This window comes from Chelativorans multitrophicus (assembly GCF_011317445.1).
GTDB classification, from domain to species: Bacteria; Pseudomonadota; Alphaproteobacteria; order Rhizobiales; family Rhizobiaceae; genus Chelativorans; species Chelativorans multitrophicus.
The window spans coordinates 153,564-179,925 of sequence record NZ_JAAAPL010000004.1 but is presented as its reverse complement, the minus strand read 5'-3'; the positions used below and the strand labels follow the sequence as shown (position 1 = coordinate 179,925).

At 62.0% G+C, this 26,362-nt stretch carries 25 protein-coding genes; 12 read left to right on the top strand and 13 right to left on the bottom strand.

What is annotated here, in order from left to right; all coding sequences use genetic code 11:
* Positions 1-35 precede the first annotated feature (35 nt).
* Positions 36-1,001 carry a small ribosomal subunit Rsm22 family protein gene (locus tag GNP00_RS18985; protein WP_011583340.1) on the top strand — a complete coding sequence of 322 codons (966 nt, stop codon included), beginning with the start codon at positions 36-38 and terminating at the stop codon, positions 999-1,001.
* A gap of 9 nt (positions 1,002-1,010) precedes the next feature.
* On the opposite strand, the gene mutS is transcribed toward GNP00_RS18985, so the two are convergent.
* A complete protein-coding gene (mutS, locus tag GNP00_RS18980) occupies positions 1,011-3,656 on the bottom strand; it encodes a DNA mismatch repair protein MutS (protein WP_166016235.1) in 2,646 nt (881 codons plus the stop codon).
* A gap of 181 nt (positions 3,657-3,837) precedes the next feature.
* Here mutS and GNP00_RS18975 point away from each other — a divergent pair, with 181 nt between their 5' ends.
* Complete coding sequence (locus tag GNP00_RS18975) at positions 3,838-6,123, top strand: NADP-dependent malic enzyme (protein ID WP_011583338.1); 2,286 nt, start codon at positions 3,838-3,840, stop codon at positions 6,121-6,123.
* A gap of 313 nt (positions 6,124-6,436) precedes the next feature.
* Entirely contained in the window at positions 6,437-7,993 is a 1,557-nt protein-coding gene (locus GNP00_RS18970) for a phospholipase D-like domain-containing protein (protein ID WP_011583336.1), read from the top strand.
* On the opposite strand, the gene GNP00_RS18965 is transcribed toward GNP00_RS18970, so the two are convergent.
* A complete protein-coding gene (locus GNP00_RS18965; RefSeq protein ID WP_157038146.1) occupies positions 7,903-8,829 on the bottom strand; it encodes a lysylphosphatidylglycerol synthase domain-containing protein in 927 nt (308 codons plus the stop codon). The two genes, GNP00_RS18970 and GNP00_RS18965, sit on opposite strands and share 91 nt — an antisense overlap.
* Positions 8,830-8,973: 144 nt before the next feature.
* On the opposite strand from GNP00_RS18965, the gene GNP00_RS18960 reads away from it, so the two are divergent.
* On the top strand, positions 8,974-9,771 hold the full coding sequence (locus GNP00_RS18960; RefSeq protein ID WP_011583334.1) for an endonuclease/exonuclease/phosphatase family protein: 798 nt from the start codon (positions 8,974-8,976) through the stop codon (positions 9,769-9,771).
* Here GNP00_RS18960 and GNP00_RS18955 read toward each other — a convergent pair.
* The 4 genes from GNP00_RS18955 to GNP00_RS18940 form a co-directional block, all read right to left on the bottom strand.
* A complete protein-coding gene (locus GNP00_RS18955; RefSeq protein WP_011583333.1) occupies positions 9,745-10,884 on the bottom strand; it encodes an Mrp/NBP35 family ATP-binding protein in 1,140 nt (379 codons plus the stop codon). The two genes, GNP00_RS18960 and GNP00_RS18955, sit on opposite strands and share 27 nt — an antisense overlap.
* Positions 10,885-11,056: 172 nt before the next feature.
* Positions 11,057-11,773: an HAD family hydrolase gene (locus GNP00_RS18950; RefSeq protein WP_011583332.1), complete on the bottom strand. Its 717-nt coding sequence runs from the start codon at positions 11,771-11,773 to the stop codon at positions 11,057-11,059.
* 77 nt (positions 11,774-11,850) lie between these two features.
* Entirely contained in the window at positions 11,851-12,612 is a 762-nt protein-coding gene (locus tag GNP00_RS18945) for an aldo/keto reductase (RefSeq protein WP_011583331.1), read from the bottom strand.
* Between the two features lie 176 nt (positions 12,613-12,788).
* The gene (locus GNP00_RS18940; RefSeq protein ID WP_011583330.1) at positions 12,789-13,520 is read right to left on the bottom strand and encodes a sulfate transporter family protein; all 732 of its coding nucleotides are present in this window, start codon (positions 13,518-13,520) and stop codon (positions 12,789-12,791) included.
* Positions 13,521-13,671: 151 nt separating this feature from the next.
* Here GNP00_RS18940 and GNP00_RS18935 point away from each other — a divergent pair, with 151 nt between their 5' ends.
* Positions 13,672-14,664, top strand: a complete 993-nt coding sequence (locus GNP00_RS18935; protein WP_011583329.1) for an adenosine kinase — start codon at positions 13,672-13,674, stop codon at positions 14,662-14,664.
* A gap of 9 nt (positions 14,665-14,673) precedes the next feature.
* On the opposite strand, the gene GNP00_RS18930 is transcribed toward GNP00_RS18935, so the two are convergent.
* The 4 genes from GNP00_RS18930 to hrcA all read right to left on the bottom strand — a co-directional run bounded on the left by GNP00_RS18930 (position 14,674) and on the right by hrcA (position 17,640).
* Entirely contained in the window at positions 14,674-15,306 is a 633-nt protein-coding gene (locus GNP00_RS18930) for a trimeric intracellular cation channel family protein (RefSeq protein WP_011583328.1), read from the bottom strand.
* A gap of 213 nt (positions 15,307-15,519) precedes the next feature.
* Entirely contained in the window at positions 15,520-16,170 is a 651-nt protein-coding gene (gene grpE / locus GNP00_RS18925) for a nucleotide exchange factor GrpE (RefSeq protein WP_049764890.1), read from the bottom strand.
* 84 nt (positions 16,171-16,254) lie between these two features.
* Positions 16,255-16,551 carry a putative quinol monooxygenase gene (locus GNP00_RS18920; RefSeq protein ID WP_011583326.1) on the bottom strand — a complete coding sequence of 99 codons (297 nt, stop codon included), beginning with the start codon at positions 16,549-16,551 and terminating at the stop codon, positions 16,255-16,257.
* A gap of 18 nt (positions 16,552-16,569) precedes the next feature.
* The gene (hrcA, locus tag GNP00_RS18915) at positions 16,570-17,640 is read right to left on the bottom strand and encodes a heat-inducible transcriptional repressor HrcA (protein ID WP_011583325.1); all 1,071 of its coding nucleotides are present in this window, start codon (positions 17,638-17,640) and stop codon (positions 16,570-16,572) included.
* A 151-nt stretch (positions 17,641-17,791) separates the two neighbouring features.
* On the opposite strand from hrcA, the gene rph reads away from it, so the two are divergent.
* The 4 genes from rph to hemW are packed head-to-tail and all read left to right on the top strand — an operon-like array spanning position 17,792 to position 20,731.
* Positions 17,792-18,508, top strand: coding sequence for a ribonuclease PH (gene rph, locus GNP00_RS18910; protein ID WP_011583324.1), 717 nt, complete (start codon positions 17,792-17,794; stop codon positions 18,506-18,508).
* Between the two features lie 5 nt (positions 18,509-18,513).
* Positions 18,514-18,927, top strand: coding sequence for a VOC family protein (locus GNP00_RS18905; protein WP_011583323.1), 414 nt, complete (start codon positions 18,514-18,516; stop codon positions 18,925-18,927).
* A complete protein-coding gene (gene rdgB, locus GNP00_RS18900) occupies positions 18,924-19,571 on the top strand; it encodes an RdgB/HAM1 family non-canonical purine NTP pyrophosphatase (protein WP_011583322.1) in 648 nt (215 codons plus the stop codon). The genes GNP00_RS18905 and rdgB overlap by 4 nt, the downstream gene beginning before the upstream one ends.
* Positions 19,568-20,731, top strand: coding sequence for a radical SAM family heme chaperone HemW (hemW, locus tag GNP00_RS18895; RefSeq protein WP_011583321.1), 1,164 nt, complete (start codon positions 19,568-19,570; stop codon positions 20,729-20,731). Before rdgB ends, hemW begins: the two co-directional genes overlap by 4 nt.
* Before the next feature lie 4 nt (positions 20,732-20,735).
* Here hemW and GNP00_RS18890 read toward each other — a convergent pair whose 3' ends face one another.
* Positions 20,736-21,944 carry a penicillin-binding protein activator gene (locus GNP00_RS18890; RefSeq protein ID WP_011583320.1) on the bottom strand — a complete coding sequence of 403 codons (1,209 nt, stop codon included), beginning with the start codon at positions 21,942-21,944 and terminating at the stop codon, positions 20,736-20,738.
* Positions 21,945-22,054: 110 nt separating this feature from the next.
* Between GNP00_RS18890 and rsmI the strand changes: the two genes are divergently transcribed.
* Positions 22,055-22,966, top strand: a complete 912-nt coding sequence (gene rsmI / locus GNP00_RS18885; RefSeq protein ID WP_011583319.1) for a 16S rRNA (cytidine(1402)-2'-O)-methyltransferase — start codon at positions 22,055-22,057, stop codon at positions 22,964-22,966.
* Entirely contained in the window at positions 22,956-23,330 is a 375-nt protein-coding gene (locus GNP00_RS18880; protein WP_011583318.1) for a YraN family protein, read from the top strand. The genes rsmI and GNP00_RS18880 overlap by 11 nt, the downstream gene beginning before the upstream one ends.
* On the opposite strand, the gene GNP00_RS18875 is transcribed toward GNP00_RS18880, so the two are convergent.
* Positions 23,327-24,715: a cytochrome P450 gene (locus tag GNP00_RS18875; protein ID WP_011583317.1), complete on the bottom strand. Its 1,389-nt coding sequence runs from the start codon at positions 24,713-24,715 to the stop codon at positions 23,327-23,329. The genes GNP00_RS18880 and GNP00_RS18875 overlap by 4 nt on opposite strands.
* 117 nt (positions 24,716-24,832) lie before the next feature.
* On the opposite strand from GNP00_RS18875, the gene GNP00_RS18870 reads away from it, so the two are divergent.
* Positions 24,833-25,030, top strand: coding sequence for a CsbD family protein (locus GNP00_RS18870; RefSeq protein WP_011583316.1), 198 nt, complete (start codon positions 24,833-24,835; stop codon positions 25,028-25,030).
* Positions 25,031-25,096: 66 nt separating this feature from the next.
* Here GNP00_RS18870 and aztD read toward each other — a convergent pair whose 3' ends face one another.
* Complete coding sequence (gene aztD / locus GNP00_RS18865) at positions 25,097-26,305, bottom strand: zinc metallochaperone AztD (RefSeq protein ID WP_011583315.1); 1,209 nt, start codon at positions 26,303-26,305, stop codon at positions 25,097-25,099.
* Positions 26,306-26,362: the final 57 nt, after the last annotated feature.

The window sequence follows — 26,362 nt, the reverse complement described above, 5'->3', positions numbered from 1 at the left end:
ATTATTTGGCGGGCTTCCCTGGAGCCACACCTTATATGGAACTTCCCCCCAAGCTGCGCCAAGCTGTCGACCGGATGCTGGAGGGCACGCCTCTGGCAGAATTGCAGAGGGCCGCCAGCCTGCTTTCCCAACGGTATCGTAGCGAGACGCGGGACGGAAGGCTGCATGTTGCCGATGCGCTGGCCGCAAAAGCCTATCTGGCCACTCGGCTTCCCGCGACCTATGCCGCTGTGCGCCAGGCGATGAGCGATGTGGCGGCATTAAGCGTGGAGATGCCGAAGAGCCTTCTGGATATCGGCTGCGGGCCGGGAACGGCTCTTTGGGCAGCGCTCGATGAATGGCCGGAGCTAGAAGATGCCGTGCTTGTCGAGGCGAGTGCTGCCATGCAACGAGTGGGTGAGCATTTGGCGCGTGATATAGGGCCGGCGCGGCTTTCCTGGCGCGGCGCCGCCGTGGAAGACGGTCTTCCCGGGACAGAGCCGGCGGATCTGGTAACGCTCTGCTACGTGCTGGACGAGTTGGCCCCTCCGGCAGCCGAAGCGCTGATTGGCCGGCTATGGGCGCTAACGAAGGGAACGCTGCTTATCGTCGAGCCGGGAACGCCTGCGGGCTGGCGGCGCATCCTCAACGCGCGGCGGCAATTGATCGATTCCGGAGCGCGTATCATAGCGCCATGCGTTCATGAACTTACCTGCCCGATCGCCGAGCCTGACTGGTGCCACTTCTCCCGGCGGGTCGCCCGCTCCCGTTTGCACCGGCTGACAAAAGGCGGCGAGGTCCCGTGGGAGGATGAAAAGTTCATCTATCTTGCAGCTTCTCGCGCGGCCGCGAGCATACGTGGAAATCGTGTGCTCGCGCCGCCGAAGGTGGCAAGCGGGATCGTTCGGTTGAAGGTCTGCAATCCCGGCGGAAAGGTGGAGGAGCGGCTGGCCACGCGGCGAGACGGTGCAGCCTTTAAAGCAGCCAAGCGGCTTGAGTGGGGGGACATCGCCGAGGAGTGATGGCCCGGATCACCCCTCGATCACAAGCCGCTTAAGCTTGTAGAGAACCTCCAACGCCTCACGCGGGGTCATGTCGTCGGGATTGAGCGCGGTAAGCTCCTCGCGCAGATGGTCTGGGGCTTTCGATTTCGGCGGCTCCTGCCGCATGGCTGCGGAGAAAAGCGGCAGGTCGTCGACAATGCGCGCAGCCTTGGTGCCCGTTTCGCCCTCTTCCAGCCGGTGCAGCACATCGCGAGCGCGCTCGACCACCGTCTGTGGCAGGCCGGCGAGGCGCGCCACCTGAATGCCGTAGGAGCGGTCGGCGGCGCCGCGCGCCACCTCGTGCAGGAAAATTACCTCGCCCTCGAACTCTTTAACGCGCATGGTGACGTTGACGAGCCGCGAAAGCTTTTCCGTAAGAGCCGTCATCTCATGGAAATGGGTTGCGAACAGGGCGCGGCAGCGATTCTTTTCGTGGAGATATTCCACGGCCGCCCAGGCGATGGAGAGCCCGTCAAATGTGGCGGTGCCCCGGCCGATTTCGTCGAGGATGACAAGCGAGCGTTCCCCCGCCTGGTTCAGGATCGCGGCGGTCTCCACCATTTCCACCATGAAAGTAGAGCGCCCGCGCGCCAGATCATCGGAGGCGCCAACACGGGAGAAGAGGCGATCCACCACACCGATACGGGCGGAGCGCGCCGGCACGAAGGAGCCCATTTGTGCGAGCACCGCAATAAGCGCGTTCTGGCGCAGGAAGGTGGACTTGCCGCCCATATTGGGGCCGGTGAGGAGCCAGATCGCACCGGCCTTCTCGCCCTCGGCCGGCGAGAGATCGCAGTCGTTCGCCACGAACGGCTCGCCAAGCTGCTTGCGCAGGGCCTGCTCGACAACCGGATGGCGACCACCTTCGATATGAAAATCCAGGCTCCCGTCCACAACCGGGCGGCAATAGTCCTCGCCTTCGGCAAGGCAGGCAAGCGCGGCCGACACATCGAGGACGGCAAGAGCCTGGGCGGCTGCACGCAGCGGCTCCGAAGCCGCCACCACCTCCCCCACCAGGCGCTCGAAGACGGCAAGCTCAATTGCAAGCGCGCGGTCGGCGGCATTGGCGATCCTGGTTTCAAGATCAGCCAGCTCGGTCGTGGTGAAGCGCATGGCATTCGCCATGGTTTGCCGGTGGATGAAACGCGCCTTCGCTTCGTCGGTGCCGTTGAGGGCGCCCGCGTTGTTGGCCCTCACCTCGATGTAATAGCCGAGGATGTTGTTGTGCCTGATCTTGAGCGAGCGGATGCCGGTTTCCTCGATCAGGTCGCGCTCCATGCCGGCGATCACCCGGCGCGACTGATCGCGCAACGCGCGCATCTCGTCGAGTTCGGCATCGTACCCCCCGCGCACGAAGCCGCCGTCACGCTTCAAAAGCGGCAGATCATCGGCAAGTGCGCGATCAAGGTGCGATACCAGCGCTGCGGGAAGGGACAGCAATGTCGAGAGCGCAGCGGATATTTCAGAGGGCGCTTCCTTCCCCCGCAGGAGATCGGCTGCCGCCGCGGCCGCCTCAAGCCCGGCCGAAAGGGCGCCAAGGTCGCGCGGCCCGCCACGATTGAGCGCCAGTCGCGACAGCGCCCGGCTTATATCCGGCACGCCTTTCAAAAACGCGCGCAACCTATCGCGCAAGCCGGGCTCATCGAGGAAGAAAGACACTGAATCCAGCCGTTCGGCGATGACCTGCGGATCGGTGAGCGGCGACATCAGCCGCTCGGCCAAAAGCCTGCTCCCGGCGCCGGTTACCGTACGATCGATCGCCTTCAGGAGACTGCCCTCGCGGCTACTTGAAAGGGTGCGCGCAAGCTCAAGATTGGCACGGGTCGATGGATCGATGAAAAGGCTTTTCCCCTCCTCGTCCCGCTCCGGGGCGGCCAAAGGCGGACGCTCCGCCTTCTGCGTCTTCTCCACATAAGCGACGGCGCCCGCAATGGCGGACAGCTCCGCACGGGAAAAGCGGCCGAAGCCATCAAGCGTCGCGACACCATAGAAACGGGAAAGCCGCATAGCGGCACTCGCCGAATCAAAGAAGACCGGCGGCTGCGGTACGACAACACGGCCCAGCATATCGAAGACGGGACGAAGCTCCGCATCGTGGTAGACCGGCTCGGCCACGATCAACTCGCGCGGATCGATGCGTGAAATGTCGGCGAGCAGCCGATCGGGCGCGGTGGACGCCACCCGGAATATCCCGGTGGAAATGTCGATCCAGGCGAGCGCCAGTTCCTCGCTGCCTTTCACCCGACCGAGCGCCATCAAATAGTTGGCTTCGGAAGGGTCGAGCAGCTTCTCCTCAGTGATGGTGCCCGGCGTGACCAGCCGAACTACGTCGCGGCGCATCACCGCTTTGTAGCCGCGCTTTTTTGCTTCCGCGGGATCTTCCATCTGCTCGCAGACAGCGACGCGATGCCCGAGCGCAATGAGCTTCTGGAGGTAATCATCAGCCGCATGGACCGGCACTCCGCACATGGGAATGTCCTCGCCACGATGCTTGCCGCGCTTCGTCAGCGTGATGCCCAATGCGCGGCTGGCCACTTCCGCATCGTCGAAGAAGAGCTCGTAGAAGTCGCCCATGCGATAGAAGAGCAGACAATCCGCATTCGCAGCTTTGATCTCGATATATTGCTGCATCATGGGCGTGGCGCCCTCGGTCGCGGGCACCGCGGAAGCTTCACCTTGAAGGATTGGCGTTTCCTGATTCAAAATCCGCCCCACGGAAAAAAATCTGGTGGCCCATTTACCTACCGCAAATGTGGCCTTATGCACCCGTGTTCGGCAGAACTCCACAAGAAGCCGACGGGAGAGGCGGATTTAAATGGCCGAAGCTGAAAAGAACGACAGGGTGGGCCCCTCGGTGAGTGCGCAGGAAGCGCTTGAATTCCACGCCATGGGGCGACCCGGAAAGCTGGAAATCACTCCGACCAAGCCGATGGCGACGCAGCGCGACCTGTCGCTCGCCTATTCCCCCGGCGTGGCCGTGCCTGTCAAGGCCATCGCGGAGGATCCGGCTCGCGCCTTCGATTACACGACACGCGGCAATCTCGTCGCCGTCATTTCCAACGGCACAGCCATTCTCGGCCTCGGCAATCTGGGCGCATTGGCCTCCAAGCCGGTCATGGAAGGCAAGGCTGTGCTCTTCAAGCGCTTCGCCGACGTGGATTCAATCGACCTTGAGGTGGAGACGGAGGACGCAGACGAGTTCGTCAATTGCGTCAAGCTGCTCGGTCCCTCCTTTGGGGGCATCAACCTCGAGGACATCAAGGCGCCGGAATGCTTCATCATCGAGACGCGCCTGCGCGAGCTCATGGACATCCCGGTCTTCCACGACGACCAGCACGGCACGGCCATCATAGCCGTCGCCGGCCTCATCAACGCCCTGGATCTCACCGGCCGTGACATGAAGACGACGAAGCTCGTCTGCAACGGCGCGGGAGCAGCCGGCATTGCCTGCATCGAGCTTGCCAAGGCGATCGGCTTTGCGCCGGGGAACATCCTCCTCTGCGACACGAAGGGCGTGGTCTACAAGGGCCGCACGGAGGGCATGAACCAGTGGAAGTCGGCCCACGCCGTGGAAACCGACAAGCGCACGCTGGCCGAGGCACTTGACGGGGCGGATGTCTTTTTCGGCCTTTCGGCCAAGGGGGCGCTCACGCCCGCCATGGTTCAATCCCTGGCCAAAAACCCCATCATTTTCGCCATGGCCAATCCCGACCCGGAGATCACTCCGGAGGAGGTGGCCGAGATTCGCACGGACGCCATCATGGCGACGGGCCGGTCGGACTACCCGAACCAGGTCAACAATGTGCTTGGTTTTCCCTATATTTTCCGCGGCGCTCTCGATGTGCGCGCCACGACCATCAACGACGCGATGAAGGTGGCGGCAGCCGAGGCGCTCGCGGCTCTCGCACGGCAGGACGTGCCGGATGATGTGGCCGCCGCCTATCAGGGAAACCGGCCGAAATACGGGCCGAACTACATCATTCCCGTGCCCTTCGACCCGCGGCTCATCACGGCGGTCCCGGTGGCCGTCGCAAAGGCGGCGATGGATTCGGGCGTTGCGCGGCGGCCTATCCTCAACCTGGAGCGCTACGAGCAGGAGCTTTCCGCCCGCAGGGACCCGATCGCCTCGACGCTGCAGCGCATCTATGACCGCGTGCGCCGCCAACCCAAACGCATCGTCTTTGCCGAAGGGGAGGAGGAGCAGGTGATGCGCGCGGCGGTCTCCTATGTGAACCAGCGGCTCGGCACGGCGATCCTGCTGGGGCGCGAGGAGCGCATCCGCGAGACGGCAGTAAATGCGGGAGTCGATCTCGCCCGATCCGGAATCGAGATCATCAATGCCAGGCTCTCCCGCCGCAACGGCATTTACGCAGACTATCTTTATGAGCGCCTGCAACGGAAAGGCTATCTTTTCCGCGACTGCCAGCGGCTCATTAACAACGACCGCAACCACTTTGCTGCCTGCATGGTGGCGCTTGGCGATGCCGACGGCATGGTGACGGGCGTGACGCGAAACTATTCCACGGCATTGGACGACGTGCGCCGCGTCATTGATGCAAAACCCGGCCACCGGGTGATCGGTGCTTCCATCGTGCTGGCGCGCGGACGCACCGTCATCGTCGCGGATACCGCCGTGCACGACATGCCGGATGCACAACAGATCGCCGACATTGCCGAGGAATCGGCAAATTTTGCCCGTCGCATGGGTTACGAGCCGCGCGTGGCGATGCTCGCCTATTCCACCTTCGGGCATCCCGCCGGCGAACGATCCGAACGCATCCAGGAAACGGTGAAGATTCTCGACAAGCGGCGCGTGGATTTCGAGTATGACGGCGAGATGGCCGCCGATGTGGCGCTTAATCCGCAGATCATGCAGCAATATCCGTTCTGCCGCCTTTCCGGGCCCGCGAATGTACTGGTGATGCCGGCATTCCACTCCGCGTCGATCTCGACCAAGATGCTGCAGGAGCTGGGTGGTTCCACGGTGATAGGTCCGCTGCTGGTGGGCCTCAACAAGCCGGTGCAGATCGTTTCGCTCAATGCGAAGGACTCAGACATCGTGAACATGGCCGCGGTTGCGGCCTACACAGCGGGCGGATGAGCGCGGCGGTTTCTCTGGAACATCGCGCCACATAGGCTGTTTTCAACGGCAGCGGCGACAATGGTCGCGGCGTGCCAACGGAAGCAGGTTTCCCGCGATGAGCAGGAATATCATGATAGCAATAGCGGCCGCGATCCTGATCGTGCTCGCCCTTTTCCTCTTCCTGCAGCCGAGGGGCGGGAACGAGGCCGGTGGTCAGCCGCCGCACGCGACGACAGGCGGCTGATCCGAGAACAGGTTCACAACTGCTCCGCGAACCTATTTGCAGGTTGCGCGTTGAAGCCTCGTGACTCACGTGGGCAAAGGGACCTGGATGAGGAGCGAGGTCTTTCAGGAAGACGCGCCGGCTTTCGGCGCGCGCGGTACGGTGCTGGCGCCGGGCCGCAACTGCCAGCAGATCGCGATGGCTCATCGGGCCGCCTTTCTCATCGACGCGGAGGCCTATTTCGCGGCGTTGGATGAGGCGCTCAGGAGCGCTACCCGCTCCATATTCATCATCGGCTGGGACTTCGATGCCCGGATTCAGCTCCGGCCGCAGGATGGAGAGGATGCCCCCAACCTGGGTACTTTGCTGCGGAAGCTTGTTGAGGAACGGCCGGAACTCGAAATCCGCATTCTGGTATGGAGTCTTGCTGCGCTGCATGCGCCGGGAGCAACCATTCCGCTCGTTTTCGGCGCGGAGTGGGAGGAGCACCCGCGCATTCGCCTCCGGCTCGACACGCACCATCCCATCCATGCGGCGCACCACCAGAAGATCGTCACCATTGACGATTCGCTGGCCTTCATCGGCGGCATGGACCTGACGGTCGGCCGCTGGGACACCCCGAAACACAGGAAAGACGATCCACGCAGGAATGGGCCTAACGGTATCGCGTGCAACCCCGTTCATGATCTGCAAATGGCGCTGGACGGGCCTGTCGCCCGCGCCATTGCGGAGGTGGCGCGTGACCGATGGGTCGAGTTGACCGGGGAAAAGGTTCCGTTCTCGAAGCCTGCCGAGAGGTGGCCGGAAAATCTTGCCACTGATTTCAGCCACGTTCCCGTGGCGATTGCCCGGACCATTCCCGGGCTTGGCGGGGCAAAAGGAGTGGGAGAAGTAGCGCTTCTCACGGGCGATCTGCTCAAATCCGCCAGGCGCACTGTCTATATCGAAGCACAATATTTCACCGCCAAACGCCTGCGGAAAATCTTGCGCAAGGTGCTTTCGCGCCGGCACGGACCTGAAATCGTCGTCATCTGCACGCGCCACGCCAACGGGTTCATCGAGCGTTTCATCATGGGCGCCAATCGCGAGCGTCTTCTTCGCAGCTTGAAGCGCTGGGACCGCTATGACCGGCTGCGTGTCTACTATCCCGCCCTAGACGGGCAGGAGGACGACGGAATCCTCCTCGTCCACGCTAAGCTGATGATCATCGACGACCGGTTCCTTCGGCTAGGCTCGGCCAATCTGAACAACCGATCGATGGGACTGGATACCGAATGCGACGTTGTCATCGAAGCGGACAGGCCCGAGACTCGCCAGGCGATCGCACGCTGCCGCGAACGCCTGATCGCGGAGCATCTCGACCTGGATCCCGCCATGGTTCGCGAAACCATGCGGCAGGAAAATTCGGTGATCCGCACGATCGAAAAGCTCAACCGCCAAAGCGGGCGCTGTCTTTGCGCAATCGATGTTCGTCCAGGACCGACGCATTCGTTTCCCGGAACGCGCCTGCTCGATCCGGAAAGGCCGTTCCGTCTGGTTGAATGGCTGCGTTCCAAGTGGCGGCGCATCTTCGGTCAAGACGCCGTTTCCGCGCCCGGCCGGGACAGCAACGCTTCCGACAGGGCGAGCAGGATGCTGCCCATGAAAAGCGGCAGAAGGAAATAGGCGAAACGGAAGACGAGCACGGCGCCGATAAGATGGGCTTGCGGCAGCAGATAGAGCACGACGCTTTCGATCACGCCGAGCCCGCCCGGAGCGTGGGTGATCAGCGTTGCAACATTCGCACTTACATAGACCGCGGCCACTTCCAGGTAAGCTACCTCCGCCAGAGCCGAGATCGCCTGGTGAAGCGCTGCGGCGACAAAGGCAAAATTGAGCGTGCCGATAACGGTCTGGGCCAATGCCAGCCTGAAACGCGGCATCTCCAGCCGCCTGCCGCGAAGGTGGACCGCGCGCCCGCCCAAGAACCCCGCGAGCAAGATGTAGACAGCCGGCCAGGCAAGACAGATGCCGCCAATCAGATAAACTGTCTGGCGCCGGATGCCGATTACTCTTTCAGCCAGGCCAGGATTGGCAATCAGGCCTATCCCGCCGAGGATGGATAACCCGAGCCCCACCGTAAAACCGCAGAATACGATGACCTTTGCGACCTCTTCGGCGCTCAACCCCCATCGTGAATAGAAGCGATACCGGATTGCGCCGCTGCTTAAGGCGGCAAAGCCGATATTGTGACCGAGCGAGAGGCTGGTGAAGGAGGCAAGTGCCGCGCGCGGATAAGCCAGCGGGTGGCCGGCATAGCGCAGGGCCAGCCAGTCGAAACCCGTGAGACAGAGATAACTAGCGGCTGTGAAAGCCAGCGCGAAGGCCATGCGCTGGAGCGGAACGGCGGTGACGGCCTGAACCAGCTCGTTCCAATCATATTTCGACAGCGTGCGGTAAAGCAGATAGCCGGACAAAATGACGGCGACCACCGCGATCGCCCAACCGAGAAAACGTTTCAACGAGCTACGCCCAGAGGATTTCTTCAAAGCCTACTCTCTCGTGGATGACCGTGAATGCAACGCGCGGGACCAGCTTTCAGATCCGGGCCGCTACAAAAACTCACCCGCCGTTCAACAATCCGGCGGCTCATGCGTTGAGCGGAAATGAGAGTACAGGACGCGAATGAGAAAGGCCCCCGCCATGGGCTGTCCGAGCATGCAACCATGCGGGTGATGACCTGGAACATCCATGGCGGGATTGGTCCGGACGGACGGCGCGACCTGCAAAGGGTTGTGGATCTCGTCCGCAAGCACGATCCGGACCTCGTGGCCCTGCAAGAGGTTGGCTCCAGGCGCAAAGTCACGGATGCGGCCGAGGCTTTCACTTTTCTCCTCAGTACGCTTGGCAACCATGCAACCGAGACCCGGCTCATTACGGCGCCAGACGGGAACTACGGCCACGCCCTGATTTGCCGGTGGCCGCTCCGAAGTACGGTCTGCCACGACATTTCCTACCGCAAACGTGAGCGCCGTGCGGCCATAGAGGCGGTGGCCGAGACACCATTCGGCCCCTTGCACGTGGTTGCCGCGCATCTCGGATTGAGCTTCAGGGAACGCAGGCACCAGGCACAATTGCTGGCAGATCTGGTACGGTCGGGATCGGCACCGACCGTTCTCATGGGCGACCTCAACGATTGGGTTTGGAGCGGCTCCGTGCAGACCCTGCTCAACCGTCTCTTCCCTGGCCATACCCATTTCAAGACCTTTCCCGCATTCTGGCCCGTTTTCGCGCTTGACCGCATCTATTGCCGGCCAGGCGGAATGCTGGCGCGGCAATGGACCGATCCGCAAGCGCGAACCGCATCCGACCATTTGCCGGTGATCGCCGAATTACGGATGGAAGAAGGTCTCTCGTCAGGAAGGACCGGGAAGACCTTATTCGAAGATGATAGCGGGGGTTGAACCGGCGGCCGCCTTCTCCGCCTCCAGTCTCTCCAGCACCTTTTGCGCCACGGCGCGGTAGGTTTTCGCCTGCGCGCCTTCGGGATCGGATACCACCACCGGGGTTCCGGCATCGGACATTTCCCGCACGTCCATGGTGAGCGGCACTTCGCCCAGGAAGGGCACACCCAAACGCTCGGCCTCTGCCCTTGCCCCCCCATGGCCGAAAATATCGTAGCGCCGGCCTGTATCCGGAGCGATGAAATAGCTCATATTCTCTACGATCCCGAGAACCGGCACCTCGACGCGCCGAAACATATTGAGGCCCTTTCGGGCGTCGATGAGGGCGAGGTCCTGCGGCGTGGAGACGATCACGGCGCCGGCAAGCGGCACCTGCTGTGCCATGGTGAGTTGCGCGTCGCCGGTGCCCGGCGGCATGTCGACCACCAGCACGTCGAGCGGGCCCCAGGCCACGTCACGCAGAAGCTGCCGCAGCGCCGACATGACCATCGGACCGCGCCAGATCATCGGCGTCTCCTCCTCCACAAGGAAACCGATCGACATGACCTGAAGGCCGTATGCGTCCATGGGCTTCAATGTCTTGCTGTCGATCATCTCCGGCTTGCCCTTGATGCCGAGCAGGCGCGGCATGGAGGGACCGTAGATATCCGCATCGAGAATGCCGACTTTGAGCCCGAGCGATTGCAGGCCGAGCGCCAAGTTTACTGCGGTCGTGGACTTGCCCACACCGCCCTTCCCGCTCGCCACGGCGATGATGGCCTCAACGCCCGGCACGCCAGCCTTGGCGGGCTGGCGGTCTTGTGGCGCATGGGCGCGCTGCGGCTGCGAGGCAGGCTTTGGCTGTGGCGCAGCTCCCATGCCGCCTTGCCGCTCCGCCGTGAGCGCCACCACGGCGCCGGTGACACCGGGCAGGCTCTTCACCGCCCTCTCCGCCGCCTCGCGCAGCGGCTCAAGTTCCTGCGCCCGCGCGGCGGGAACGGTGATGGAGAAGAACACCTTGCCGTCGGCAATGAAGATCTCGGAGACCAGGCCGAGCGAGACGATATCGCTTTCGTGGTCCGGACCCTCAACGGTGCTCAGCTTTTCCACGACGGCTTGACGGCTGACGGTCATTTTCTTCTCTTCACTTGGACTTTGCGCTTGAGATAATGCAGTTGTGGCCGGGAACCAAGCAGATATCCCGCCGTGACGTGTCTGCACATCGTGCTTTTCGAACACATGCCGGTTTTCACGCCGATGCGCCAGCACCAGCCATAACCGATAAGCTCCAAGCTCGACTTTACCGCTAACCGGCTAGGGATTCACCTTCCTGAATCTGCGCCAGCAATGCGGAGAGATCGCCCAGATGCGCGAGCTCTCGAAACCGGGGTTCGTCCACGGGTGGGTTTTCGTGCTCGAATGCCCATGTCAGCTCATGCGGAACGAAGATGCCCCAGGCACCGGCGCGGATGGCCGGGATAATATCGGATTTGAGTGAATTGCCGACCATCGCGCTCTTCTCCGGCCCGTCACCGTAGCGGGCGAAGATGCGCGCATAGGTGTCGCTCGTTTTATCGCTGACGATCTCCACACCGTCAAAAAAGTCGCCAAGCCCGGACTGGGCAAGCTTACGCTCCTGATCGAACAAATCACCCTTGGTGATGAGCAGCAGCCTGTAGCCTCCAGCAAGTGCCTCAAGCGTTTCGGCGGCATGGGGCAGCGGCTCGATGGGATGCTGGAGAAGGTCGCGCCCGATTTCCATAATCCGTGCGATAACCGACGAAGGCACCTTCCCGGCTGTGACATCGAGCGCCGTCTCTATCATTGAAAGCGTGAAACTCTTGATGCCAAAGCCGTAGAAATTGAGGTTGCGCATGGCCGCTTGCAGCAGATGCTGCTTCAGATTTGCGGCATCGGCATAATTCTCCAGAAGCTCCACGAAGCGATCCTCCGTCAAGCGGAAGAATTGCTCGTTCTGCCAAAGCGTGTCGTCGGCGTCGAAACCGATCGTCGTGAGCCGCATGACCTCTCTCCCGCAACGGAACCACGCACGCCAAAGGCATAACGGGCAAGCGCGGCCGTGTCCACGATAGGGGAGCGTTACACGTAGGGCAGCCGCCCCAATGAGGAAAAATGCTCGTTGAGAGAGTCGAGTGACTCCAGATCGCTTTTTTCGAGGGTAAAGTCGAAGACGGAGATATTCTCTTTCATATGCGAATGAAGGTTGGCTTTGGGGATGGGCACTGTGCCGCGCTCCAGGTTCCACCGGATCAGCACTTGAGCCGGCGTCTTACCGTATTTTTCCGCTGTTTCGCATAGCGCCGCGTCATCGAGCCGTGTGGCCCGCGTAAGCGGGCTATAGGCCTGAATGACAATGCCGTTGAAATCCGCGTAATGCTTTAGCTCCAGATCGTGCCCGAACGGGCTCCACTCCACCTGGTTGACCACCGGTATTTCGCCGGTCGCGTCGACCAGTTCTTCGATCAACTCGATCGAGTAATTGCTCACGCCAATGTCCCGCGTCAGCCCGTCCTCTCGCGCGCGGATGAGTGCGCGCCACAATTCCTCACCTGCGCCATGCCGCGGCGGACGGTGAATGAGGATGAGATCGGCATAATCCAGGCCCAACTCGCGCAGATTCGCCTGCGTCGCGTTATAGGCATCTTCGGTTTCTTCGACCTTGGTGACCAGGTAGATATCGTCACGGTCCAAGCCGCTCGCCCGGATCGCCTCGCCGATGGCGCTCTGCGTTCCGTAGTCGCCGGAGGTGTCGACCATACGGTAGCCAAGATCGAAAGCGGCCCGGACCGTCCGCGCCGTCTCATGGGTAAGCTGCCATGTGCCCAGCCCCAAAATGGGCATCCGATTTCCCGTATGGAGCTGAATGAGAGAAGACAAGTCCAACGATATCCTCACGGTAAAGAAATATAACAGAAAGTAACGTTCGCATTATTTATAAGTTCCGCATCGCAGGAAAAAACCCTGTTCCGCGATCGCGCTATTTCCTTGAGGAAAGGCTGGAAAGTGTGGCCGGCAGATCATAAATGGCCGGCGGAGGCTCGCAAATCGGCGCTTTCCCGCGCGCCAATCATCTTATGCAGATGCACCATCATGGCGGCGGCAAAGAGCGGTGTCAGCAGATTGAGCAGGGGCACGGCCAGGAACGCGGCAACAACGAAGCCGGCCAGGAACACGGTTCCGGCGTGGCGCCGTCGCAGAGCCTTTGCATCTGCCTCGCTGCGGAAACGCATGGCTGCGAACTCGAAGAATTCACGGCTTAGCAAATAGGCGTTGATGATGAAAAAGGCGACCAGGTTCACACCCGGCACGAGCAGCAGCGTCAGGGCGATGATATTGCCGATGATGACAACGCCGAAAAATTTGAGCGACAGGATTATCGCCGGGAACAGCGGCACCGCCTTGCCTGGCGGATCCTGCGGATAGCTCTCTCTCTCCACTGCCTCGGCCACGTCGTCAAGGAAGATACCGGCGACGACGGCAGTGATGGGCGCAACCAGCAGCGCCAGCGCAACCGCGAGCCCTATGCCGGCGATAATCGCCGCGAGCAACCCGAGCCAGCCGGCCCAGGAGGGCAGGCCCGGCAGAAGTGCATCGAGCCACGGCATGGCGTAGATCTCGAACAGCTCCCTGAGGCCGAACCAGAGGCCGGCGAGGATGAGCAGCGTAAGGCCTAATGTCTTAAAGAAGGCTCCGCGAAAGGGAGGCGAGAAGAGCTGGGCGGCTGCGGCGCGCGCGGCGTCAAAGATCATCTGTGCGAAAGCCTCTCGTCAGCTAAAAGCCCCGTGCAGGCGAGATAAGGCCTCGCTCAAGGCAGCGCAAGCGCCGGAGTGTACTTGCAAATCCCGGTCGAGACGGTAAACCCCTCATATCTCCCTGCTGTCCGCCATCCTGGAGTTTCTGATGAGCCAATATGACGTCCTGTGCATCGGCAATGCCATCGTGGACATCATTGCCCGATGTGACGACGCCTTTCTGGTGGAGAACGGCATTATCAAGGGAGCGATGAACCTCATCGACGCCGAGCGCTCGGAGCTCCTCTACGAGCGCATGGGGCCAGCGATCGAGACTTCGGGGGGCAGCGCCGGCAATACCGCGGCAGGCGTTGCGAATTTCGGCGGCACCGCCGCTTATTTCGGGAAAGTGTCAAACGATCACCTGGGCGCGATCTACAGGCACGACATCCGCGCGCAGGGTGTCGCTTTCGATACACCGTCGCTCGATGGCAATCCGCCTACGGCGCGCTCCATGATTTTCGTCACGCCGGATGGCGAGCGCTCGATGAACACCTATCTCGGCGCCTGCGTCGAACTCGGGCCCGAGGACGTGGAAGAAGAGAAGGCAAGAAACGCCAAAGTCACTTATTTCGAGGGATATCTATGGGATCCGCCGCGCGCCAAGGAAGCGATCCGCAAAACGGCAGAGATCGCGCATGCGGCGGGCCGCGAGGTCTCGATGACCCTGTCCGATCCCTTTTGCGTCGACCGCTACCGGGCCGAGTTCCTCGACCTCATGCGCTCGGGGACCGTTGATATCGTTTTCGCCAATGAACACGAGGTGATGTCGCTCTACCAGACCGCCTCACTGGATGCCGCCATATCGGCCTTCCGGGAGGATTGCAGGCTGGGCCTGATAACACGTTCGGAGAAGGGTTCCATCGCGGTTACGCGCGAAGAGACGATCACGATCAAGCCGGTGCCCGTCTCAAACCTGGTAGATACCACGGGCGCGGGCGATCTCTACGCAGCCGGCTTCCTTTTCGGTTATACCCATAATCGCAGCATAACCGATTGCGGCAGGCTAGGCTCTCTTGCAGCCGCGCTCTGCATCGAGCAGATCGGCCCTCGCGTACAAGTCAGCCTTAAGGAAGCGGCCGAGCAGGCGGGACTTCTTTAGTCCAAGCATTCAAACAATGTCTTCCGGCCTGCGGCCGGGACGTGGCTTGTAGCGCGGAAAGGCCCATCCGAATTTCAGTGCGCCGCCGCGCACCGCAAAGGCAGCGACACAAGCGATGGCCGCACCCAGCGGCGCCGCAACACCTGCAAGATCGGCCAGGGTGAAAACCGCGGCACCGGTCAAAGCCGCCGTGATGTAGATCTCCGGCCTGAGCAGGACCGAGGGTTCGCCTGCCAGAAGATCGCGCAGGATGCCGCCAAACGTTCCGGTCATGACTCCAGTCATGACGGCTACCGTTGGCGATCCGGTGGCGCCGAGACCCTTGGCCGCGCCCATAACGCAATAGGCCGACAGCCCAATCGCGTCGAGCCACAGCAAGAGCCTGAAGCGCGATTCGACCAGATGAGCTGAGAAGTAGACGACGACACCCACGACCGCGCAAACGATCAAATAGGCCGGATTGACGACCCAAAACACAGGCAGGCCGAGCACCAGATCGCGCAGGGTACCCCCGCCCATGCCGGTTACGCCAGCGAAGAAAAGGAAGCCGATGATGTCGAGCTGCTTACGCGATGCGGCGAGCGCTCCTGTGGCAGCGAAAACGGCCACGCCGGCATAATCGAGAAGAAGAATCAGATTCATCGCAGCCTCCCGCCAACGGCTACAGCGCCGTGCGTCCTTTAGGATGCACAAAGGACGCTGTAAATTACTGACTCTACGCATCGGCCCGAAAGCCGATTTCGGTTTTCGGGCCGATGCGTAAGAGCAAGGCTACGGCAAAGGAAAGCTGAGCTTCTGCCAGCGAAGCTGCCGCATTGCGAGACGCTCATCCGAGCAGCTTCGGATCGGAGTGCGCTAGGCGCCCTCCGGCCCTTGGGCTGCCTGCTCGGATGTGGCGGCAGGCGTTTCCGCCTTTGGGCCGCCCTTGGCGACGCCAACCATGGCCGGCCGCAACACCCGGTCGCCGATCACATAACCGGGCTGCACAACCTGAACCACCGTATTGTTCGGCACGTCTGCATTGGGCACTTCGAACATTGCCTGATGGAAATGCGGATCGAACTTCTCGCCATTTGGGTCAACCCGCTTCACGCCGTGGCGCTCAAGCGTGGCGAGCATGGCGCGCTCCGTCATCTCCACGCCCTCGACAAGCGCCTTCAGGCCGGAATCGGCCTGGGCGCGCGCTTCCTCGGAAACAGCCTGCAGGGCGCGCTGCAGATTATCGGAAACGGTAAGCATGTCGCGCGCGAAGTTGGCGATGCCGTACACGCGCGCATCAGCCACGTCGCGTTGGGTGCGCTTGCGCAGGTTTTCCATTTCGGCTGTCAGGCGCAGCGCGCGTTCTTTCAAATCCTCATTCTCCTTCGCGAGGCGTAGGAGCACATCCTCTTCGGAGACGGGCGTGGCGCGGTCTGCAGCCTGAGCCGCTTCCGCACCATTCTCCACGGCCATATTTTCGGCCTGGCCGTTTTCCGGCGCGCGTTCGTCCTTGGAGTGTGTATTCATTGCAAATCCGTCATTCATTCTGCCAAAGCCGCGCCGGATATCGAGGTTTGCGATTGCAAAATCAAGGGGTACGGACGAGGAAGCTCAGCGGGGCAAGCCCACGCCACCGACGGGGACAGTGCGTACCTGACTGTCAAAACCGGCGATCAACGGCCGCGCCTTGGCGATTGCCGCCTGAACCTGTGGGAGGGTGAGCGAAGCCTTGTGACTTGCCTCCGTTTCCCAGACTTCCGTGATCAAAATCGCGTGCTCATCGTCCTCGGCTTTGGCAATCACATAGCTCAGACAGCCGGGCATCCCTTCCGTGGAAGACAACAGGATCTCCAACAGTGCATCCCGCTTGCCGGGTTGGGCGCGCATCTTCCCTATCAGGCCGAACATCTTTCCCCCTATCTGGTCTCAGCGAAGCAGGCGGCCCACCAGCTGGGCCGTATAGTCCACCATCGGCACAATTCTCGCGTAGTTAAGGCGCGTCGGGCCGATGATGCCGAGAGCGCCGATCACACGGGAATCCTGGTCGCGATAAGGTGCGACAATGAGGGAGGAGCCTGAAAGGGAGAAAAGCTTGTTTTCCGAGCCGATGAAAATCCGCACGCCCGGCCCTTCCTCCGCCAATCCGAGAAGCTGGATGAGCGCTTCCTTGGTTTCCAAATCATCGAAAAGATGCCTCAAGAGCTCGAGATCAGCCTGGGCGGTGACATTTTCAAGCAGGTTGGCACGGCCGCGGATGATAATGCGGGCCGGCGTGTCGCTTTCCGCCCCGGCCCAAATTGCAAGCCCCTGTTCTACCAGCGATTGGGAAAGGCTGTCGAGCGCTTCCCGTGTCTCTTCTTTCAGCCGTGCCATCTCTGACTTGGCTTCCGCCAACGTCCGGCCGCGAATATGCGCGTTGAGAAAGTTGGAGGCTTCCACCAGCTGCGAAGCCGTGACGCCTGCGGGCAATTCAATCACCCGGTTTTCCACGTCTCCATTCTGCGAGACGAGAATTGCCAATGCCTTTCGCGGCTCCAGCTGGATGAATTCGATGTGCTTGAGGGGCGCCTCGGTCTTGGCCGCAAGCACGAGGCCTGCACCGCGGGAGAGACCGGATAGCATCTGGCTTGCTTCCGTCAGCATGTGGTCCAGCGACTGGCCGCGCCCGGAAGCCTTGATCTGCGCTTCGATAACGCGCCGCTCCTCCTCGGAAAGATCTCCGACCTCCATGAAGGCATCGACAAAAAAGCGGAGCCCCTGCTGGGTTGGAAGACGGCCCGCGGAGACATGCGGCGCATAAATGAGGCCCAGATGCTCCAGGTCGCTCATGACATTGCGTATGGTTGCCGGCGAAAGCTGGGTCGGCAAAAGCCGCGACAGGTTGCGCGAGCCTACCGGCTCGCCGCGCTGCAAATAGCTTTCGACGATCAAGCGAAAAATATCACGCGAGCGCGCGTCAAGCGATTGAAGCGACTGGTCAGCCACCGGTTTGGTCATGCTCCTGACTCCATCCCGTAAAAATATATGCGTGCCGAGGACGAACACAACTGTTGGCGGTCGTTCACGAACATGCTTTTCCTTTTGCGTCGGCAAGCCGTGGCAGATACAAGCCGGCCCAATACAAGCAAATGCGAGCGGGAGACCCGACATGCGACCATCAAGACGGCAACCGGACGAGATGCGCGCAATCAGCTTCGAGCGTGGTGTATCGAAACATGCCGAGGGCTCCTGCCTCGTGAGGTTCGGTGACACCCACGTATTGTGCACGGCAAGCCTGGAGGAGAAGGTTCCCGCCTGGTTGCGGAACTCCGGGAAGGGCTGGGTGACGGCCGAGTATGGCATGCTTCCACGCTCAACCGGAGAACGAATGCGCAGGGAGGCGGCGAGCGGCAAGCAGGGCGGGCGCACGCTAGAGATCCAGCGCCTGGTCGGCCGCAGCCTGCGTTCAGTCATCGACCTTGAAGCACTCGGAGAAATGCAGATCACCGTCGACTGCGACGTCCTGCAAGCCGATGGCGGCACGCGCACAGCGGCGATCACAGGCGGGTTCGTGGCGCTGCACGACTGCCTAAGCTGGATGCAGGCGCGCCAAATGGTCACCGTAGAGCGCGTTTTGAAGGACCATGTCGCGGCGATCTCCTGCGGAATATACGACGGCACGCCTGTGCTCGACCTCGACTACGCGGAGGATTCAGCAGCCGAAACCGACGCGAATTTCGTAATGACCGGCAAGGGCGGCATCGTGGAGATCCAGGGGACCGCCGAAGGCGCGCCTTTCACGGAAGAGGAATTTCATGAACTTCTTCGCCTGGCCAGGAAAGGTATCTTCCGGCTGGTGGAGCTGCAGAAGATGGCGGTCTCGTAAAACGGATGAAGCCTGGGGCCATACTCGAAGCGGCGCTCTATGTGAACGATCTTGCGGAAGCCGAGCGCTTCTATGGAGAGGTGCTGGGCCTCGATCTTCTCGCCAAGGCGGAGGGGCGGCACGTCTTCTTCCGCTGCGGCGACGGCGTGCTGCTTCTTTTCGATCCCAAGACGACGGAGGCTCCGCCCGAGCCGGGCGCCCGCCTGCCTGTGCCTCCCCATGGCGCCCGCGGGCCGGGACACTTGTGCTTTTCGGCGAGTACAGAGGAAATCGATCTGTGGAAAAAGCGGCTCGAAGGACACAACATCGCCATAGAAGCTGATTTCGTGTGGCCGAAGGGTGGCAGATCCATCTATTTTCGTGACCCCTCCGGCAATTCTCTGGAATTCGCGGAGCCGCGCATCTGGGGTTTTTCGTGAGGCCAATAGACAACAAGAAGTTCGTGCTTGCCAGCCACAACAAGGGCAAACTCGATGAGTTCGCCGGTCTGCTGGCGCCGTTTGGCTACGAGATACGCTCGGCAGCCGAGTTGGGCCTGCCGGAGCCGGAAGAGACCGGCACCGAATTCGAGCAGAACGCCTATATAAAGGCTTCGGCTGCCGCAAAGGCGACTGGGCTGCCGGCCTTATCGGACGATTCCGGGATGTGCGTGGATGCGCTGGGCGGCGCGCCGGGCGTCTACACAGCCGACTGGGCGACATTGCCTGATGGGCGCCGCGATTTCGGGATAGCCATGGAAAAAGTGGAAAAGCTGCTGCGCGAGAAAGGGGCTACGTCCCCCGAGCAGCGGCGCGCGCGATTTGTGGCTGTCCTGTGCCTGTGTTTTCCCGACGGCGAAGCTGAATTCTACCGCGGCGAGGTGGAAGGCCATCTCGTCTGGCCGCCGCGCGGCGGGCTTGGGTTCGGTTACGACCCGGTGTTCCAGCCCGATGGCCACCAAAGAACCTTCGGCGAGATGACGGCGGCGGAAAAGCACGGCTGGAAACCGGGGGATGCGCAGGCTCTTTCGCATCGTGCCCGCGCGTTTCAGAAATTCGCACGGGCGAGGCTGGGCGTCGCATGAACAAGCCGCTCGACGAGGGGCCTGGCTTCGGCGTTTACGTTCACTGGCCCTTCTGCGCGGCCAAATGCCCTTATTGCGACTTCAACAGCCATGTACGCCACCAGCCGGTAGATCAGGAACGCTTCGCCGCCGCGTTCAAGCGCGAGCTCGCAGCGATGCGGGCGCGAACCGGTCCGCGCAGCGTATCCAGCATTTTCCTGGGCGGCGGCACACCCTCTCTGATGGACCCGAAAACAGTTGGCGCAATCATCGACGCGGTCGCTGCGAGCTGGCACGTTCCGATGGGCGTGGAAATAACGCTGGAGGCCAATCCTTCCTCCGTGGAGGCGGACCGGTTTCGTGGCTATCGCTCGGCGGGGGTCAACCGCGTTTCCATGGGCATCCAGGCGTTGAACGACCGGGATCTGCGCTTTCTCGGCCGCCTCCACAATGTGGAGGAGGCGCTTGGCGCGATCCGGCTCGCGCGCGATCTCTTTCCGCGCATGTCATTCGACCTGATCTACGCTCGGCCGGGCCAGACGGTGGACGCCTGGAGAGCTGAGCTGGAGGAAGCGGTCGGATACGCCGCCGATCACTTGTCGCTTTACCAGCTCACAATCGAGGAGGGCACGCCCTTTTATGCGCTGCGCGCGGCCGGAAAGCTTACCGTACCTGATATGGATCTCGCGGCGGATCTCTATCAGGTGACCCAGGAGATTACGGCCGCGCGCGGCCTTCCCGCCTACGAGATTTCCAACCACGCCAAACCGGGCGCCGAGAGCCGGCACAACCTGATCTACTGGCGCTATGGCGAATATGTGGGCGTCGGGCCAGGCGCCCATGGACGCTTCATCGAGGATGGGCGGCGGGTCGTGACCATGACCGAAAGAAATCCGGAGACCTGGGCGGCGCTGGTGGAAGCACGCGGCTCAGGCGTGACGGGCGGCGAGATGCTCACGCGCTCGGAAGAGGCGGACGAGTTTCTGCTGATGGGGCTGCGGCTGGTGGAAGGAATCGATCTCGATCGCTACGAGAAGCTGGCCGGATTTCCGCTTTCCCCGCAACGCGTCGCCATCCTGCGCGAGGAAGGGCTGATCGAGCCGGTCGGCAATTCTCGCTTGCGTGCTACACCCGCAGGGATGGTTGTGCTCGACGCGCTCGTGGCGGACCTGGCGCGCTGAAGCCTCAGCTTGCGCCGGCAAAACTCGACGGTGCGGGGCTGATGAGCCGGGCGGCACCGTCCATCACCTCATAGACCGCATAACCACGCTCATTGGTTCCATCAGGGCGGAAACGGAATGTGCCCGTCGTTCCTGCGAAGCCTGCCGGGATTTCGAGATTGGCCCTCGTGAAGGCGGCAGCACCTCCCTGGCGGGCAAAGGCAGCGGCGAGGATGACGGAATCATAGGCCAGCGAAGCGGTGACCGACGGCTCCGTTCCAAAGCGCTGCCGGTAGCGGCCCTTGAAAATGTTAAGGCGCGCGTGGTCGACATCGGCGAACCAGCCGCCCTGAAGTGCCTGATCGGCCAGATTGGCGCTTGTCCACTGACCGTTTCCAAGCAGCTTCTTGCCCGAAAGATCGATGCCCATGCCCTTAAGGGCCGAAACGATGACGCTCGGCGTGTTGCCGCCGTCAGGTATGAAGATCGCATCGGCTTGGCCGATCGCCAGCGCCACCTGCTGCAGCGCCGCCATGACCGAAGCATTGTCGTAGCCATAGCGCCCGATCGCGACAACATCACCGCCCGCAGCCTGAAGGATGCGGCGGGCCTCGGTTTCCGCAAGATCGCCCGCCGGGCCATTCGGCACGAGCGCGACCACCCTCCTCACCCCTTGGGATACCGCATAGGACATGATCCGGCGGACGAGGTCTTCCGGCAGGAAGGAGTTGAGATAGGTGCCGGGCGCGGCCACGTTACGGTCCGAGGAGAAGGCAAGGATGGGCGGATGTGACGGGCCAAGCGCCGTGGAAGCTGAGCGCACCTCGGCCGCAAAAAGAGGTCCAATGATCATTGCCGAGCCTTCGGCTCCGGCGCTCGCGGCGGCTGCGGAAGCGCCGGCCTCGTTCCCGCCGGTATCCTTCACCACGATCTGGAGAGAATCGAGCCCTGCATCCTCGAGGGCGAGTTGGGCTGCGTTCTTAAGCTCGGCCGCGACCACGCCGCCATTGCCTTGCGTGCCGAGCGGCACCAGAAGCGCAACCCGCGTGCTCCCGGTCCCAAGGATTTCCCCCTGCGCCGGCACCAGTGCGGTATTTTGCGCGGGCGTTACAGCGGGCTCCCTTATGGGCAGCCCCGATGGGATATCCCCAGCCGAACAGGCTCCAAGGAATGCGACGCAGGAAAGCATCGCGGCGGTGGCGATTCTCGCGCGAAGCGCTCCGGCGAAGTTCATTGCGTCCTGTCCTTTATGAGATGCGGTCTGGCAGTGAATTTGCAACCCGCGGGCCGGCATGTCAAAGAGGTTGGCCGGCAAGATGTGGACAGCCGTGGGGAAGAGCGACGGTGGATTCCGACAACAGCGAAGAGCGCAGGTCTTTTGTTATCAAAGGCGCGGAGATCAATGCACCCCGGCTTGAACCGGCGCTTTATCTCGTAGCGACGCCCATCGGCAACCTTTCCGACATAACCTTGCGCGCGCTGGAAACGCTCGCCGCCGCCGACGTCCTTGCCTGCGAGGACACACGGGTGACCCGTATCCTGCTCAACCGCTACGGCATTCGTCGCCGCATGCTCGCCTATCACGAGCACAATGAAGCCGAAGCCGCCCCGCGCCTGGTTGCCATGGTAGAGGAGGGCAAAAGCGTAGCGCTCGCCAGCGATGCGGGCACACCGCTCGTCTCCGATCCCGGGTTCAGGCTCGTGCAGGCGGCGCAGGAGAAAGGGATTCGGGTGGTGCCGGTGCCGGGCCCATCCGCGGTGCTCGCCGCGCTGGCAGCCGCAGGCTTACCCACCGATTCATTCATGTTCGCGGGCTTCCTTCCTTCCAAGGCGGGACAGCGCCGGACCCGCCTGGATGCTCTCGTTTCCGTGCCCGCAACACTTGTCTTCTTCGAATCTCCCCGCCGGCTTTCCGAAAGCCTGTCGGCCATGGGCGAAAGCCTCGGAGACCGGCAAGCCGTCGTGGCGCGTGAATTGACCAAAGCCTTCGAAGAGTTGCGGCGGGGAAGGCTTTCCGAATTGGCGGCGCATTACAACGAGGCGGGCGCGCCCAAAGGCGAGGTCGTGGTCTGCGTTGCTCCGCCGGGCCAGGCAACCCTCGCGGGGCCTGAAGAAACAGACCGGCTGCTTCTTGCTCTTGCTGCCGAAATGCCGGCTTCGAGAGCCGCGGGCGAAGCCGCCCGGATGACCGGGGGGAAGAAATCCGAACTGTACCAGCGCCTGCTCGCGCTTAAGGAGGGCGGCGATGGGCGCTGAGGCGCGTCTGAGCCGCCAGCGAGCATACCGAAAGGGCCACCGGGGCGAATGGCTGGCGGCGTTTGCCCTGAGGCTTAAGGGCTATCGTATTCTGGCGCACCGCTTCAAGACACCCTTGGGCGAGATTGACCTGATCGCAAGGCGCGGGGACCTTGTTGCAATTGTGGAAGTTAAGGCACGGCCGACCTTGGGCGAGGCGATGGAGGCGGTCTCCTTTACCGCACAGAGGCGGATCGACGCCGCTGCGGATCTATGGCTTTCGCGCCAGCCCGACTACGCGCGCCTCAGCCTGCGCTATGATCTCGTCGCGGTGCTGCCGCGCCGCTGGCCCGTGCATGTGGAGAACATCTACGCCGCCCGCTAACGGCGGCTCACACCCATCGGCAGGCCACCCTGAGGCTGCGTGGTAAGCTTCTGCACCGGCCAGGGCTTGGTCTCGGGAAGGAGATCGAACCGGTAGCGGGACATGAGCACGGCGAGAGCGATCACCGCCTCCTGCATGGCGAAGGTGGCACCGATGCAGACGCGCGGACCGGCCCCGAACGGAAGATATTGGAAACGGTTTATCTTTTCCCGGTTTTCCGGGTGGAACCGCGAAGGCCTATAAGCATCCGGATCGTCCCAGAGCTTGCGGTGCCGGTGCACCGTCCAGGGCATGACGAGCACCTGCGTACCCGCCGCGATCTTCAGGTCTGAGTAGGAATCGTTCTCAATCGCCTCGCGGTTGATGGATGGTGCCGGCGGGTAGAGCCGCATCGCCTCCTCGAAGGCGGCGCGCGTGAGCGGCATCGCGTCGAGCCACTTCACGGGGTCCGGCTCGCTTGAAAGCACGCTGTCGATTTCAGCTTCAATCCGCTCCCGCTCCTCTGGCAGGTTTGCCAGACAGTAGAGCGTCCAGCCCAGAGCGCGGGCAGTGGTCTCGTGACCGGCGCCGATGAAGGTGATGATATTGTCCTCGATTTCTCCACGCGAAAGGCCCTGCGGCCCTTCTGCGCGCAGGAGCAGGGTCAGGAAATCCTCCGGCACTTCCGCATCGCCCCCGGCGAGTTTCTCCTTCCGCATTTCCATCGTCCGCGCCACGATATTGCGAAAGAAGGCGAGCGAGTTGCGCCCCAGGATTCGTGTGATCCTCGGCAACCAATCGGGAGCGCCCAACAAATCGAGAGGATCGACCCTGCCCATCGTTTCGAACAGGCGATCCACCTGATGGGCGAAGCCGCCGGGATCTCCCGCCACCTCGCCGGAAAAAAGCGTTTCGGAGAGAATATCGAAGGTGAGCATCGTCATATCACGAGAGACATCGACCGTGCCCCCGATCGCCTGCTCGTAACGCTCGGCGAAGGCTTCGGCCTTCTGAAGCATCGGCCCGGCAAAGCCTGATATGTGACGGGGCGTGAAGACGGGGGCCATTGCTTTGCGGGAGCGGCGCCAGACCTCGCCTTCCGCCGTCAACAGGCCATCACGCAGGATCGGCCGCAGGATCTTTTGGCGGACACGAGCCATTTTGTAGTTCCTGGCATTGTCCACCAGCACATGACGGATCAGGCCAGGATCGTTGGCAATCAATAGCGGCCCACCAATGCCGCCCGTCAACTGCACCCAAGGCTCGTTGTAGGAAGGCTCACCCCAGAGTTCCAGCGGATTGCGATAGACGATCCGCATCATCTGCAGGGTCGAAGGCGGTGTCTGCCGCGGGCTTGGCGCGGGCGGACGGAAGGAAGCGGCAACCAGGTCTGTCGGTGTGGCCATGCTTCTTACCTAGGATCCTGCACTTATGGCTTCAATCAGCGCGAGGGGAACGGGGCCGGAGGGTGAGCGTTTATAACCTAGATAACGCTCAAGGTGCTGGAAAGCGAGGATATGCTCATGAACTGGAACCAAATCGAAGGAAACTGGGAGCAATTCAAAGGCAAGGCCCAGCAGAAATGGGGCAAGCTCACCAATGACGACCTTGACGTCATCAAGGGCAATCGCCGCGAGCTTGTTGGCCGTATTCAGGAACGCTATGGCAGGACCCAGGAGGAGGTCGAGCAGGAAGTGGACGATTGGATGTCCCGCCACTAGCTCCACCAGAACATGAGAAAGGCCTGCGGCCGAACCGCAGGCCTTTCTGCTGTGATGGATTGCCTGTTATTCGTGCACAGCGCCCGAACCGCCGACCGCGACGATCTCATAAGGCGCGCCGCCGGTGACGAATTCGCGGCGCTTCTCCAAGGTGACAGCGTCAAGCACGTGGATTAGCCCTTTGAGCGGATCCGTCACCATGATCTCATCTCCGGCGACGGCGATCCGCGGACGCGGGTCGTTCCAGTGGCCATCCATGGAATAAGGCTCCGTCACCCCGACCGATTTGGCGATTTTGCCTGAGAGCACATTGATCTGGTGCAGGCGACCGTCCTCGGTGAACACGTAGGCGAATTTGGTGCGGACGGGATCGATCGCGAAGTGAACGCGCCGGACGGGCAGATCGATGAGACGGAAAGCGTTCTCGTCCTCGGGATCGATGAGCACGACAGCCTTCTGGCCGAAATTGCCGAGAAAATACTGCAAGCCCTTGCCGCCGAGCAGGGTCGACACCTTGGCGTCCTCCGGCAGGTCACCGGCATAGGCGAGATGCTTGATTTCCGGCTTGCCTCCCGTCTCCTTTACGATCAGCAGGCCCGTTTCGCAGGCGATTGCGGTTAGATGGCCGGAGGAGGCTTCGCCGTGGAGGCCGGGGCATTCCGCCACCTCGCCGACCTGACTGCCCGAGGAATCCAGCACGCGCACGCCGGTGGGGAGTTTCGAAGGATCCTGCTCATTCGGCACGGTGACAACGACATGATCGCCTAGCGGGATCGCGACACCATGATGCGGAGCGGCAGTTTCGAGCAAGCGGACAGCGGATTTGCCCTCCAAAACATCCGCTTCCTTGATCAGTCGTACAACGCCCTCACCGTCATAGAAGATCGCGACATCGCCGTGATGCGGCACGAAATGGACAGGCTTCTTGCCGGCGATCTCCACGCCCAGCGCTTTTGGCTCGCTGACTTCCAGATCCCCATGATCGCCATGGTCATCCAACTCGATTCCAGTCGCAAAACCCATGGCGACATCGGCATCCGCCTGCACGGCGAAGACGACCTTGCCGCTCTCCGTCGGGTAGAGCCGCCCCTGGCTTTTCAAATCAAAACTCTTGATGATCTTGCCTTCCGCGGCATCCAGGACATGCATCACCGGCAGGTGACGATCCGTGACGAACAGCCGCCAGGCGCTCTCCGTCTTCTCGTCAGCCCGCGCCGGTAAAAGCGTCAGGCCAAAAGCAAGCCCCAACGCACAAGATGAAACGAGTGATTTCACTTGAACCTCCTTTGACGTAATAACATTACAACCGATGACCTGAAAAACGCCGCTCAC